Source organism: Alloscardovia sp. HMSC034E08, assembly GCF_001813415.1.
In the GTDB taxonomy this organism is placed as follows: Bacteria; Actinomycetota; Actinomycetes; order Actinomycetales; family Bifidobacteriaceae; genus Alloscardovia; species Alloscardovia omnicolens.
This window is the reverse complement of sequence record NZ_KV812468.1, coordinates 894,619-908,871: the sequence shown is the minus strand read 5'-3', so window position 1 is coordinate 908,871 and position 14,253 is coordinate 894,619. Positions and strand designations below refer to the sequence as shown.

Sequence of the window (14,253 nt, the reverse complement as noted above, 5' to 3'; positions counted from 1 at the left end):
GCATGTATAAAGGTGGAGTTATTGGTGGCATGGGTCCTTTAGCTACGGTCGAATTTTATAACCGACTGGTGCGTAAGAGTCCCGCAAACTCTGATAATGAGCATGCTGATGTAATTATTCTGAATCATGCAACCATTCCTGATCGCACACGATGCATTATGAATCATCGTGATGATGATTTTCTCAATGCAATTCGTCCTGATTTTGATTTGCTGAATTCTTTAGGTGTTAAGGTTATTGCTATTCCATGTAATACCAGTCATTACTATTACGATAAGCTGTGCGAATTCACAGATATTCCCATTGTCAATATGGTGGAAAGTTCCATTATTGAAGCGAAAAAACGTGGGTTCACTCGTGCTTGTGTTTTCTGCACAGAAGGAACAGCATCGTCAGGTATTTATGAAAGGTATGCGCTCAAACATGGTCTGACTATTGTTGAGCTGGACGAGGCTGATCGTACAGCTATGATGGATACGATTTATTCCATTAAGGCAAAAAATTCTACAGAAGGGGAGAAGCTCAACGATGTTATCTCCCAATACTGTGACGCTCAGACTGTGGGTATTATTGCGTGTACCGAGTTAAGTTTGATTGATTTAGACGAGGCGAATAAGCCTTTGGCGTTGGATGCTCTCGATGTGTTGGTTGCACGCACATTAGAGTATCTGTATGAAACGAAGTAGATTACTACTTTATCTTTCATGCTGTGGCTTATCTTGTGAACATGACGATAGTCACAGCATGAATATTTTGCTGTTCCCCCCCCCTAATATTTTGCCCTGAGAATATTCAGGAATTTTTCAGCTTGCTTATGTAAGAATGCTAGTCTGAAGAAGTCAAGACGTTTAAGGGTAAAATGAAAACGGATTTACCAAGTTTTTGACCGGTTGTTGTCGGTAGCGATACGAATGCATACGATGTGGCACGATCTTTTCACTCTGTATATGGTGGGGTAACGAAGGTTTTCTGCAAATCTGAACTGCTTATGGTTGCTCACTCCAAGATTTGCGATGTGAGTGTTATTCCTGATTTCGCTGATGACGCTGTGCTTGTGCGTACTTTGATTGAATACGCACAGCAGCATGCTCAGGCGCGTTTGGTTCTTTTTGCTGCGAGTGAAGAGTATGTGCATCGGATTTTATCGGTTCGTGATGAGCTATCACAGTATTACATTATTCCGTATGCTCAGAAAGACCTAGGATTACGTATTTCCGATAAGCCACAGTTCTATGCGATGTGTGAGCAATACAATCTGCCATATCCTAGAACAACAGTTGTTACGCGAGAATGCTACAACGAGATTGATTCTATGGATTTTCCTTATGGATATCCAGTGATTATTAAACCTTCTGAAAGTACGAATTACTTCAACACGCGATTTATCGGAAAAGAAAAAGCATTTATTATTCACAATCGTCATGAATATCAATCAACTTTGCGTACTGTCTTCGATTCACAATACGCATACCCGATGCTCGTACAAAAATATGTAAGCGGTCCTGTATCGAACGAATACGTTATCAATATGTATGTTGATCGTTAGTCACATGTGCGCACTATGAGCGTTGGTCACATTCTTATTGACGAGCCAGATCCAACGTTGCGCGGTAACTATGTGGCGATTGCCAGTGCAGAGATGACTCCACAACTGCAACATCTCTGTGACAGTATTCGTGCCTTCGTTAAGCAGATAGGCTTTGCAGGTATTTGCAATTTTGACGTGAAGATTGATGAAAATGATGGCTTATTCTATATTTTTGAAATGAATTTATGCCAAGGTTTTTCAAGTTTCTGCTCGACCTTGGCAGGCGCGAATTTGGTGCGCGCTGCTTTTAATGATCTTGTGTGCAATCAGCCTGTCGAATCGCAGACCGTGTATGGAACTCAGAAGTTTGTATGGCTCAACTGTGGGCAGAGATTATTTAATCATGTAGTGAAAAAATATCATTCACAGCTCGCTGAACATGTTCCTTCTACCACGAATATTGGTAATACCTTGGATTACCGTCGAGATGGGCACTGGAAACGCAGAATACTAATTAGACGCTATTTGCGTGGATATAATAAGCACATACTTGCTCAATATCGTCAGCAATCTTAGTCGAAACGTTTTCAACGCGCAACGAGCACGGTCTGCACGGCTATATCAAAACTATCGGGCGTAAAATCGCATACCTGACAGCCATATGTCGTGCTGATCGTTGAGCCAGCAAAACCGCTCAAAAAACGATCGTAATACCCGCCGCCATAGCCGATACGAAAGCCGTTGTGATTGACGGCAACGAGTGGCACATGAATCATGTCAATCGAATCAATGCTCACTATACTGTCTGCAGTATGCGCAAGCGGCTCAAGAATTCCAAAAGATGAGCGCACTAAATCACTGCTAGTTATATCGCAAAACTCCATACCTCGGTGAGCTAAGGTACGGGGGATAAGTACCTGCTTGTCATCCTTTAACGCTCGTTCAATAAAATCTTGCGTATTATATTCGTGAGGCAGAGCCATATATGTGGCTATAACCCTAGCATGCACATATTCAGGCGTGTTGCACAACTTCTCGAGAAGATACTTGTCGTCGCGACCTTTCTTCTTCCTATCTAGCGCTTTCATAGCCTGTAAAACATGGGCGCGAATTTCTTTTTTGCTCATACCTATGCTCATAGTGCTAGTGTACTCTGTGCATTCTCGTTAGAATGGGAAAAGAGTAAATGAGGGCACTACTGTAAAGCATGCGCATAAAGGAGCAGAGGATATGACTAATCGCGACAAATCCGACAAAACACAGGCATCGTTGCATAATAAACGCGCCTCATTGTCGGAGGTTAATCGCAGTATTACCGTTACGCAGTCACGGTCGTTCTGGCGAAACTTTTTTACTTTCTCTGGTCCGGGTGCTCTTGTGGCAGTGGGATATATGGATCCAGGAAATTGGATTACCAGTGTTGTAGGCGGTGCAACTTATAAATATGCTTTGCTCAGCGTTATTTTGCTGTCATCTTTGGTTGCTATGCAGCTTCAGCATATGTGCGGGAAACTGGGATTGGTAACCCATCAGGATTTAGCTCAGCATCTGGCTGCACGTTCTCCAAAATGGCTGCGTTGGATACTTTTCGTTGTGATTGAACTTGCTCTGGTTGCCACTGATTTAGCAGAAGTATTAGGCTCGGCTATTGCTCTTCATCTGCTTTTTGATATTCCTATATTGATTGCGATTATTATTACTGTTCTCGATGTGATTATTTTGCTGGGGCTTATGCATTTGGGCTTTAGAAAGATAGAAGCTGTTGTGTCGGCTCTTATCTTTACGATTGTAGTTATTTTTGGTTATTTGGTTGCTTTGTCTGGACCAGATTTTGGCGATATTATGCGCGGATATATTCCTAATCCTGGAACTTTTATGAGCGGTAAGGATTCAGCAACAATTTTGGCGCTGAGTTTGGGTATTATCGGTGCAACAGTTATGCCGCATAACTTATATTTACATTCTTCGATTGTGCAGACACGAGATGTTGATTCTCGCAATGAGCAGGAGCTGGATAAAGCTGTGCGTTTTATGACTTTAGATTCAAACGTACAGTTAAGCATGGCTTTTGTAGTTAATTCGCTTTTATTGATTTTGGGAGCTTCTGTTTTTTATGGTCATGCTCAGGATGTTATGGCTTTCGAACAAATGTACAATGCTCTGGCGAATCCTCACATCGCGGGGGTTATTGCTAGTAAATTTGTGGCAACTCTTTTTGCAGTCGCTTTGCTGGCGAGCGGTCAGAATTCAACAATTACGGGTACTTTGACTGGTCAGATTGTTTTAGAAGGTTTTATGCATATTAAAGCGCCACAATGGATTATTCGTTTACTGACTCGTGCTATTACTCTTGTGCCAGTTATAGTTGTAGCAGTTCTGAGCAATGGTTCCGAGCATAGTTTGGACGATTTAATTGTGTATTCTCAGGTATTCCTTTCACTTGCTTTGCCGTTCTCTATCTACCCGCTGATTTATTTCACGTCTAAAAAGTCTATTATGGGGCATTATGCTAATGCACGATGGAACACCATTCTTGGCTATGTGGTGGCAACAGTACTTACTATATTAAATCTTCAGCTCATAGTGTCTGTGGTGATGTAAGATGCTTCGCGGAGTAAATTTAGGTAACTGGTTGGTTCTGGAAAAGTGGATGGATTCCACGCCTTTTCACGGGAGTGAAGCTGCAGATGAAGTATGGCTCCATCGTGACTACGGTCACTCTGTACATGATGTGCTTCGCAAACATCGTGACACGTATATTACTGAGGAAGATTTTGAATCTTTGCATGGTGCAGGGGTTGGGCTCGTCCGTATTCCTGTTCCATATTTCGTTTTTGGCGACCGTGATCCATACCTTGGCTGTATTGAATATATTGACCGTGCTTTTGAATGGGCAGAAAAACGTGCTATGCGTATTCTTTTAGACTTGCATACCGTGCCAGGCAGTCAAAACGGTTTTGATAATGGTGGATTATCTGGAGTAGCACGATGGCATAGCAATGAAGAAGAAGTGCTCTTCGCCTTGTCTGTTATTGAACGTTTGGGCATACGCTACGGTAAACGGGCTGGCCTCTATGGTATTGAAGTTTTGAACGAACCTGCGAGTTGGAGTGTATGGCGTGCGAATAAGAAGACATATGTGGCGCGCGATCCTCAAGAAGCAGAAGGTTCAGCGCATGTTCCTATAAAGTTTCTCATACGTTTTTACAAAGCGGCATACAGCAGGTTGCGTCGTGTATTAGGAAACGATAAGGTCATAGTTTTTCATGATGGTTTTCGTTTGATGTCTTGGCCGTGGATACGCATAACACGCTTGAGAACAATGCATAATATTGCTTTCGATACGCATATTTATTCTACCTTTATAGAACGTTCAATGCCTGCATGGATTGCGCGGCTTGTGCAGTATGCGTCATGGCGGCGTAATTTTTATCGGTTCTTTTATGATATGCAACAGTTACGTATTCGTTGTGTGCGTGCAGCCGGTGCAGATGTGATAGTGGGCGAGTGGTGCGTAGAAAATCAAGAAAGTTTAGTTCTTGAAGAATATACGCATGATTTTGAGGATATGCAGTTATCTGCGTATGAGTCTGCAGGCGTGAGCGCTGAATTTATGTGGAGCTACCAGACAGAAAGAGATGAGAAAAAACGAGAGCGATTAACAACATCGTGGAAGAGATTTTGGGACTGGCGTTATTGGCATAGGGGAAACGAGAACTAGAACGAACATATAGTATGGGGAGAACCGATAGCATCGGTTCTCCCCATCATCCTTTTCATATCTTGCTGTTGAGTTTTCCTATAGTTTTAATCGTGGACTGCGAAAACTGCTCGCTGAAGATCACTTCGCCGAGAAGAATGACCAATAAGAACTTCAAATTCGCCATTTTCTACAATTCGATGACCTTGAGCATCTACAATAGAGCAGTCAGACACCGGAATATTGAACTCCACAGTGCGAGTTTCTCCGGCTTCTAAAGTAATGCGCTTAAATGCTTTCAGTTCACGATCTGTCCAGCTCACTGACGTTACAATATCGCCAATATACAGCTGCACGATTTCCGCGCCTGAGCGTTTACCTGTATTGGTTACGTCAATCTGTGCATGAATTACTTCTCCATGAGCATACGCAGGAACAGTTACTTGTGGAGTATTCTCATCTGGCATAGCCCATACAGTACTCGAAATATCTTCGACACTTTCTTGAGTACGATGAGTGTCCAATAGGGTAATATCGCCATATTCAAAACTCGTATACGATAAACCTTCTCCAAAAGCGAAAGCTGGGTCTTGCGTCAAATCCGCATAACGGTTACCATGCTGACCGCGAATCTGGTTGTAATATACAGGCAATTGACCAGCATGACGAGGGAAAGTAATAGGTAAACGACCTGATGGATTAACCACACCATAGATGATTTCGGCGAGCGCTTGCCCACCCTTCATGCCCGGACTTGGAGCCCATAACAGAGCGTTAGCTTGTAGAGCGCTGTCAGGCAGAACTTGAGGCTTACTCGACATAAGAACAATAACTGTTGGAGTGCCGGTAGCAGTTACTGCATCAATGAGCGCGTTTTGACCGCCTAACAGTTCTAACGTGGCTGTAGAGCAGCCTTCGCCAATAAGCTGTATAACGTCGCCAACAACAACGACGGCAACATCAGCGTTCTTCGCGTTCTCTACGGCTTCATCAATAAGATGTTGATCAATTGCAGCGCTTTGACCTACAAGAGGACGAGGCTGCCCATCAGGATAAAACTCGCCATTTGGATCTGGAACGAGGTCAATAATATTCGCCCCCTGAGCAGTGGTCATGCTCCAACCTTCAGGTAGAAGTTTTTCTAAACCGTCTTTAATAGTTGTGATTTTCTCGCGTGGATGACCATCTTTAATCCACTCAACTTGACCTGAGTTTCCTGCCCAATCGCCCAACTGTGTTTGAGCATCATTAATCAGCGATCCAATCAAAGCGATAGAACCAGATGCAGCTTCAAGAGGTAAAGTACCGTCATTGTGTAACAGAGTAATGCTTTCGCGGGTTAGTTCAAGATTAGCTTGAGCATGTTCATCGTTACCAATAATACGAGCAGCAGCATCCGCATCTGGCAGACGAGGATCTTCAAATAATCCCATACGGAACTTCAAAGCCAAAATGCGGCTGACTGAACCATCTAACTCACTTTCATCGAGCAGACCTCGCTGAACAGCCTCATACGTAGCTTTAAAGAACTCAGGGGAAGTCATAATAAAATCATTGCCTGCACGTACTGCTGCAACCGCTGCTTGCACAGGATTTTGCATTACGCGCTGCTCCCATACTAAACGACTCACATTAGCCCAATCAGTAATAAGCGTGCCCTTATAACCCCACTGATTGCGCAAAACATCGTTGAGTAACCATTTATTCACGGTAATAGGTACGCCTTCAATCGACTCGTAACCCAGCATAAACGTGCCAATACCTTCTTTTGCCACACGTTCAAAAGGAGGAAGGAACCATGAGGCGAGCTTGCGGTGAGATAAATCTGCTTCAGAAGCATCGCGTCCACCTTGAGTTTCGGAATATCCAGCAAAATGCTTTGCAGTAGCCAAAATCGAGTTCTTTCCCAGCGGCTTGTCGGAGTTGGTCATGCTGCCGCCTTGGTATCCGCGAGTCATAGCAGAAGCTAATTCGCCGATGAGATAAGGGTCTTCTCCGAAAGTTTCTCCTACACGACCCCATCGTGTGTCGCGAGAAATACATAAGACAGGGGAGAAAGTCCACTGCACGCCAGTCGTCACAGCTTCTCGCGCAGTAATGCGAGCAGCTTCCTCAATCTTTTCGCTATCCCAGCTGCACGCCATACCAAGCTGTTCAGGGAAAATCGTTGCACCAGGATAGAAAGAATAACCGTGAATAAGATCATCACCCACCAGCAGAGGAATTCGCAAACGAGTGCGTTGAACTAAATCGTTTGCTCGATATAAGTCAGCGGGAGATGTATGCAAAATAGAACCAGCGGTTTTGCCAAGAACTATATCATCCAAATCATCCTGAGCATTGAGTTGCAACATCTGACCAATCTTCTCACGCAATGTCATGCGTGAAAGGAGATCAGCCACACGCTCGTCCACACTGAGCTGAGAATCCCAATACGCTTCTGTGTTGTTTGCTTCTGTTGTGTTAGGTGCGTCGTTGCTAGTCATTTAAGTCCTCTCTGAATTAAATGTTTGCGAGTACTACTCTAAGCAGTGGCGTTGAAAAGTTGAGTATGGTGTGTTGATATTCCCTGCGAACTCATACCTACGACACACGGTATTCCCATATCGTGGACGACATGATTTTTATTTTCCTAAGGCTTATGGTAACTTCATAGCAACGCACAAACAAGAAAGGAGCATGGCATGCGTAATCTGTCCCTCATCGCATGGCGTAGCTGGCGTGCTTGGCGCACCTGGCAAGGATAGATTGCATGTATGTTCCTCACATAGATGCATATTCCTCAGCAGGACCTGTATCTATGTGAGATACTCGAAAGCTACACTCCACTGTTTGGCTCAGCAGAATTCTCATCTAGATAGACGATGAGAATTTTTTATATGTTCTCTCTAAATGGTTCTGATGAATCCTTCACTCATACACAACCAATACATAACGAACAGAAAGAACATAAGATGACCACTACAGCAGCTCAACCAATCACATCAGCAGGATACTTCGGCGAATTTGGAGGCAGTTTCGTTCCTGAGCCAATCCAAAAACTGCTCGATGAGTTAGAAACAACTTTCAACGCTTCCAAGGATGATCCAGAATTCATTGCGCAATATCATCAATTACTTGCGCAGTATGCTGGTCGTGAAACACCACTGTATTATGCTGAGTCTCTCACACGCTATCTTGGTGGCGCGCGCGTGTACTTAAAGCGTGAAGACCTCAATCATTTAGGTTCTCACAAACTTAATAATGTTCTCGGCCAGATTTTATTAGCGAAACGGATGGGCAAAACCCGCGTTATTGCTGAAACTGGAGCAGGACAACACGGCGTGGCAACAGCCGCAGCGGCAGCACGTTTCGGCATGCAATGCGATATTTATATGGGAGCAGTCGATGCTCAACGTCAGCAACTCAATGTTTTCCGCATGGAACTCATGGGCGCAACCGTACATGCTGTTGAGGATGGAACAGCCACACTGAAAAATGCTGTAGACGCAGCATTCGCCGCATGGATGAACGATCTCGACGCCTTCTATGTGCTCGGATCTGCAGTAGGTCCACATCCTTACCCAAGCATTGTGCACGAGTTCCAAAAGATTATTTCTGTGGAATCACGCCGTCAAATTCTTGAACAAGAAGGTCGCTTGCCAGACGCTGTTATTGCCTGCGTAGGTGGAGGCTCGAATGCCATTGGCGCATTCTCGCAATATATTGACGATGAAAACGTTAGCCTCATTGGTGTGGAAGCAACAGGTAAAGGTTTAGATACTCCTCTTCACGCTGCAACCATGGAAAAAGGACGCATTGGTATTATTGACGGCATGAAAACCTACTCACTGTTTGACGATAATGGTGAGATTGCAGAAGTATATTCCATTTCTGCTGGATTAGATTATCCAGGAGTAGGACCAGAACACGCTTTCCTTAAAGATTCAGGTCGCGTTGAATATACAGGAGCTACCGATGATGAAGCTGTGGATGCTCTTGTTACCTTGAGCAAAACTGAAGGTATTTTGCCAGCCATTGAAAGTTCTCACGCTTTGGCAGAAGCTATCAAACGCGCGCCACACATGAGCCCTGACCAGATTATTATCGTGAACGTTTCAGGGCGTGGCGACAAAGACGTACAGCAAGTAAAAGATTATTTGGCTCAACGCGCATAAATCCTAAACCTACAATACGAAAGACACTACTATGGCTCCTACTATCGCTCTGGCTGCATTAATGATACTATTCGCCTTCAGTGAGTATATTGCGTCCAAAACTCGGGCAACTATTTCGAGCGTTCTCGCTCTAGCTGTGCTCATGCTAGCAGGATTTTGGACAGGAATATTGCCAAAAGATATTTTTGAAACGACAGGCATTAAAACTTTTGGTACGTTGATTGCCGGTTTATTAATTACATCACTTGCTACCACGCTTGATTTTGCGGAAATGAAACGACAAATCAAGGTTATTATTATTGCGCTAGTAGGAGTTGCGGGTGGAACAGCTTTGATTTTTGCTGCAGGTTACGCTTTCCATATGTTTGATTTTGCACTGGCGGGAAGTCCGATTTTTGCGGGCGGAAGTGCGGCAACACTGCTGATAACTACTGCTTTAGATGGAAAAGGGTATGAATTAATTATTACTTTCTGCTTGGGGCTACTTATTTTCCAAAAGTTCGTGGGTATTCCTATAGCATCATACTTCTTAAAGAAAGAAGCACGCGCTTTTATAGCTGATAATAATGCTGTTGCCCAGTACGCGCATGGTAACCAGTCAGACAGTGCAACAAAACCTAAACTGTTACAGATTCCTGAAAAAGAACAGAAAGCTTCTACATATTTAGCAAAACTTTCATTGATCGCAGTAATCAGTTATGTGCTTGCAGGCTTAACACATGGGGCAGTGCACTATTTTGTGATGTGCTTGATTGTGGGAGCAATCGCATACGCTCTAGGTTTTCTCGAATCCGGTATTCTGCAGAAAGCACAATCTAATGGGCTAATCATGTTCTTGGTCACAGTGCTTATCTTCTCCAATCTGGCATCGGTAACCCCAGCCGTGATTGCACATATTGTTGGTCCCCTCATCCTTTTTATGAGCATGGGTGTTATCGGGGTGCTCGCACTCAGTTACCTCACAGGTAAACTCCTGCACGTCAGCCCATATCTCGCCATGGTCCTAGGTATCAGCTGCACATTCGGATTCCCAACCACACTCGTGATGCCTCAAGAAGTGGCATCGAGCGTAGCAAGCAACGACACACAGAAACAAGCTATCGAAAACTATCTCGTACCAAAAATGCTGGTAGCTGGAATCATTACCGTCACCATAGCCTCAGTACTTATGGCTGGCGCAGTCGTCAACTATTTCTAAACCTATAGAAAGATAAACCAATGAACGGAACAGACGCAATCATCAGCGCTTTTCTTCACGAGCGCGAACAAGAAATCATCGATACTGTTGAAAACATCGTCAACATAGATAGCGGATCGAGGAATATTGAAGGAACAACCGCGGTCGCCACAGTTTTGAGCGAACGGCTCGCACAGTACGGAATTGAGGTACAACTCGAACCAAGTCAAGGAGCAGGGCCTCTACTTGTTGCGCATATTAATCAAGACAACACGAGCCAAGCTCCCATCAGCTTCCTGGGACATATGGATACTGTTTTCCCAGACGGCACAGCAGCTGAACACCCGTTCAGTATCGACGATAATGGCAATGCGCACGGGCCAGGCGTTGTCGATATGAAACCAGGCGCAGTCATCGCCGTCTATACACTGATTGCTCTGAACCAACTCAGCACTTTTACACAACCAGTGCAGCTCGTGTTAGTCAGTGATGAAGAAAACCTTCATATGTTTTCTAACGCTCGAGAAATCATCCAACAACACACACAAACGAGCCAATACGTGCTCAACTTTGAAACTGGACAGCTTGATGATGGCATTGTGCTCAGCCGAAAAGGCGGCATGATTGTAGACATTGAAGTTTTCGGTAAAGCAGCACACTCAGGTATGGCAGTGCGCGAAGGACGATCAGCCATTCTCGATATAGCACACAAAATCATCGCTATAGAAGCACTCAACGATATAGATAATGGCATACTTCTCAACTGTGGGAAAATAGAAGGCGGAATTGGCGAAAACGTCATACCAGACTACGCAAAAGTTAGTATCGGCGCACGATTCGATACGGTAGAACAACGCGATTACGTTATTAACGAGCTTACACAACTATCTGAGACTGCATACGTAGAAGATACGCGCGCACACATGAATATTCGCACCATTATGGATGCCATGATGCGCACAGACGAAAGCGAAAAACTCTTTGAGAAACTTAGTGCAACAGCACGACGTATAGGCTACGGCTCAATCCACGCTAGCCATGTGAATGGTGTATCTGACGCAGGTATTACCAGCTCATTAGGTATTCCTACATTATGCGCTCTCGGCGCTCGCGGTACAGGCGCACATAGCAGTACAGGAGAATACTCTCAGGTGGCATCTTATGTGCAGCGTGCGCAATTAGCTGCGTGTTTTGTGGCGCAGCAGGGGGAATAGAGTGAACAGCGGGAGTAGCTGGTGTGCCGGTGAGTAGCGGCGTAAGGGGAGCAGCGGGAGTAATGCCGCTGAGAAATTATATAGCTACGTTGTAGTTGACGACACGTTGAACGGGTTCTCTCTCGCAACGGGTAGAACACTGAAAGTGGCGTGTTCACTGTTGTAGTTTATGACACGTCCAACGTGTCATAAACTACAACAGCCAAAACCTTTAAGTCAGCCCTAGTAAAAGCAATAGCACACGCAACTAGGGTGTGTCAGGAATTTTGTGTAGGTGGTGGGTTGCCCTATGGTGAGTTCTCTTTAGGGCTATTGAGGCTGGTCGCAATGAGGTTGTATTTGACCTTAGGATATCTTGGTTCATCGCACAGTTAATCAAAAAGGTTAGCCAGTATGCTGTGCACACCATAACCTTTCGCCTTTCTCGTGCAACACACACAACATATAAGAGATATTGCTCTTATTTAAGAGTGCTACATGGCAACAAACCTCTCCCAGTGATGCTGCGTTGAACACGTTATGTTTGGGACAGAAAAACAAACGCTAATCAGTCTGAAATATGCTCCCAGTGAAGCCGTGTTCAACACGTCATGTTTGGGAACATACAAAACCACATACACAAAAAACCTGACACGCACGTGTGCGCCCATCTATGTGCGACTTTAACCTAAAACCCGCGATTTTAACCTAAAACTCACGCCTCATCCTACAATAAAAACATGATGAAAATCAAAATTATTGCAGTGGGCAAACTGAAAGAAAAATATTGGGAACAAGCTATCGACGAGTATGTGAAGAGACTGGGTGCTTACTGCACTATAGATATTGTGGAGCTGACAGACGAAAAAACACCTGATAAAGCCAGCGCTAAAGAAGATGAACATATTCTCGCAACAGAAGGTGAACGCATTCTAGGCAAAATCGGTCATGACGATTATGTTATTGCTCTCGCGATTGAAGGCACACTGATTACAAGCGAAGCTTTAGCATCCCAACTAGAAAAACTCAGTGTGCATGGAACAAGCAAAATTACTTTTGTTATTGGTGGGTCACTTGGTTTATCTCCTCAGGTCAAGCAACGCGCCAATGAACTTATTTCTTTCGGACGTATTACTTTGCCTCATCAGTTAGCTCGTGTTGTGCTTAGCGAGCAGATTTATCGCGCATACAGAATCATGAATCATCAGGCATACCATAAATAGGAAACACGCAGTTAGTATGCTTAGCAAACAAAGATAATTAGCATGCAACTCTACGGAAACTTAACAAAGTACTACTCCTATGACCACTCACACAACACATGAAATCAACGCGCACGAAGAACTATCACCCTCAAACCCTCATACTCTAACCATCGGTCTGCTCGTCAGCTTGAAGCGTGGTGAAGTCGAGCAGATTGCAGAGCGTTCGGGCATAATAGTGCGTAGTTTTATGCCTGTTCAAGACGATGAGAACGCGCGTACACCTCGTGCAGTTTCATCCGTGCAGCTGGACGTGAACGATTTAGCACACTGCGATATTATTTTTGGTTGGCATCCCCATCTTGCTCAGGCTGTTGCTATGCCTGGCTCTCAGATTCGCTGGATACAGTTGTTTAGCGCAGGCGCTGATTACGTTCCTTTGGACTGTATGCGTCACAATAACATCATAGTAACCACGGCAAGCGGCGCAAATGCTCCAAATATTGCACAGCAAGTTCTTGCATATATGCTGATGTTCGAGAGGCGCTTGCACTTACATGTGCGCGAAGCTCAGCTGGGTTTATGGACGCAGTGGGGCGGTTGGGGTGAGTTGACCGGTAAAACCGTCTGCGTTCTTGGAACAGGAGAAATTGGCACAGAAACAGCACGTTTATGCCATGCTATGTCCATGACAACCATCGGCGTTAATAGGTCAGGGCATAGCAGTGAGAATTTTGATTCATGCCTAGACCTTACACATATGAGAGAGACGATTGCGCAGGCTGATTATGTGGTGAACGCTTTGCCTTTGACTGCCGATACAGCAGATTGTGTGAATGCTCAGGTATTTCAAGCGATGAAAAGTAGCGCATATTACATCAACGTAGGTCGTGGAAAAACTACTGTGAGCCGTGATTTAGTAAGCGCTATCCAATCGGGCAATATTGCTGGCGCTGCTTTAGACGTATTCGATACTGAGCCATTACCGCACAACGATATTTTATGGACTCTGCCTAATGTTATATGCACTCCACATACAGCTGGTTATAGTGATATGTACACTCAGCGCGTGTTGAATTCTTTTCTTGATAATCTTAATTCGTTTGCATGCGACAGACAGCCGAAAAAGCATATTCTTAACCTCAACGCAGGCTATTAGGAAGACTTCAGGCTTGCACATGTAAGCGCAGCGGTAGAGAGCAGAACGTAGCGAAAGAATACCACGGACGTTTAATATGAACCTTTGCCACGAGCTATCGCCACGAACGAGAAGAGAGCATGAAAGTGTGGATGAGG

General features: G+C 44.5%; 12 protein-coding genes. 10 read left to right on the top strand and 2 right to left on the bottom strand.

Going from position 1 to position 14,253, the window contains the following annotated elements; all coding sequences use genetic code 11:
- Positions 1 to 2: 2 nt before the first annotated feature.
- The 3 genes from HMPREF2909_RS05475 to HMPREF2909_RS05465 all read left to right on the top strand — a co-directional run bounded on the left by HMPREF2909_RS05475 (position 3) and on the right by HMPREF2909_RS05465 (position 2,104).
- The gene (locus tag HMPREF2909_RS05475) at positions 3 to 686 is read left to right on the top strand and encodes an aspartate/glutamate racemase family protein (RefSeq protein WP_071415505.1); all 684 of its coding nucleotides are present in this window, start codon (positions 3 to 5) and stop codon (positions 684 to 686) included.
- 236 nt (positions 687 to 922) lie between these two features.
- Positions 923 to 1,546: a hypothetical protein gene (locus HMPREF2909_RS05470; protein ID WP_148130802.1), complete on the top strand. Its 624-nt coding sequence runs from the start codon at positions 923 to 925 to the stop codon at positions 1,544 to 1,546.
- A 15-nt stretch (positions 1,547 to 1,561) separates the two neighbouring features.
- A complete protein-coding gene (locus tag HMPREF2909_RS05465) occupies positions 1,562 to 2,104 on the top strand; it encodes a hypothetical protein (RefSeq protein ID WP_071415503.1) in 543 nt (180 codons plus the stop codon).
- A gap of 11 nt (positions 2,105 to 2,115) precedes the next feature.
- Here the strand turns inward: HMPREF2909_RS05465 and HMPREF2909_RS05460 are convergent, their stop codons facing one another.
- The gene (locus HMPREF2909_RS05460) at positions 2,116 to 2,667 is read right to left on the bottom strand and encodes a 5-formyltetrahydrofolate cyclo-ligase (RefSeq protein WP_210387871.1); all 552 of its coding nucleotides are present in this window, start codon (positions 2,665 to 2,667) and stop codon (positions 2,116 to 2,118) included.
- Between the two features lie 91 nt (positions 2,668 to 2,758).
- Between HMPREF2909_RS05460 and HMPREF2909_RS05455 the strand changes: the two genes are divergently transcribed.
- Together HMPREF2909_RS05455 and HMPREF2909_RS05450 are read left to right on the top strand one after the other, a co-directional pair.
- Positions 2,759 to 4,129, top strand: a complete 1,371-nt coding sequence (locus tag HMPREF2909_RS05455) for an Nramp family divalent metal transporter (protein WP_071415502.1) — start codon at positions 2,759 to 2,761, stop codon at positions 4,127 to 4,129.
- Between the two features lies 1 nt (position 4,130).
- Positions 4,131 to 5,249, top strand: a complete 1,119-nt coding sequence (locus tag HMPREF2909_RS05450; RefSeq protein ID WP_071415501.1) for a glycoside hydrolase family 5 protein — start codon at positions 4,131 to 4,133, stop codon at positions 5,247 to 5,249.
- A gap of 86 nt (positions 5,250 to 5,335) precedes the next feature.
- Here the strand turns inward: HMPREF2909_RS05450 and HMPREF2909_RS05445 are convergent, their stop codons facing one another.
- On the bottom strand, positions 5,336 to 7,714 hold the full coding sequence (locus HMPREF2909_RS05445) for a glycoside hydrolase family 3 N-terminal domain-containing protein (protein ID WP_071415500.1): 2,379 nt from the start codon (positions 7,712 to 7,714) through the stop codon (positions 5,336 to 5,338).
- 393 nt (positions 7,715 to 8,107) lie between these two features.
- On the opposite strand from HMPREF2909_RS05445, the gene trpB reads away from it, so the two are divergent.
- The 5 genes from trpB to HMPREF2909_RS05420 all read left to right on the top strand — a co-directional run bounded on the left by trpB (position 8,108) and on the right by HMPREF2909_RS05420 (position 14,116).
- Entirely contained in the window at positions 8,108 to 9,385 is a 1,278-nt protein-coding gene (gene trpB, locus HMPREF2909_RS05440) for a tryptophan synthase subunit beta (protein ID WP_230467087.1), read from the top strand.
- A gap of 31 nt (positions 9,386 to 9,416) precedes the next feature.
- Entirely contained in the window at positions 9,417 to 10,583 is a 1,167-nt protein-coding gene (locus tag HMPREF2909_RS05435; protein ID WP_071415499.1) for a hypothetical protein, read from the top strand.
- 20 nt (positions 10,584 to 10,603) lie between these two features.
- Positions 10,604 to 11,776 carry a M20/M25/M40 family metallo-hydrolase gene (locus tag HMPREF2909_RS05430; RefSeq protein ID WP_071415498.1) on the top strand — a complete coding sequence of 391 codons (1,173 nt, stop codon included), beginning with the start codon at positions 10,604 to 10,606 and terminating at the stop codon, positions 11,774 to 11,776.
- A gap of 722 nt (positions 11,777 to 12,498) precedes the next feature.
- Positions 12,499 to 12,978 (top strand): 23S rRNA (pseudouridine(1915)-N(3))-methyltransferase RlmH, encoded by a 480-nt coding sequence (rlmH, locus tag HMPREF2909_RS05425; RefSeq protein WP_071415497.1) that lies wholly within the window; start codon positions 12,499 to 12,501, stop codon positions 12,976 to 12,978.
- Between the two features lie 79 nt (positions 12,979 to 13,057).
- Complete coding sequence (locus HMPREF2909_RS05420) at positions 13,058 to 14,116, top strand: NAD(P)-dependent oxidoreductase (RefSeq protein WP_084797273.1); 1,059 nt, start codon at positions 13,058 to 13,060, stop codon at positions 14,114 to 14,116.
- The last annotated feature ends 137 nt before the right edge of the window (positions 14,117 to 14,253 follow it).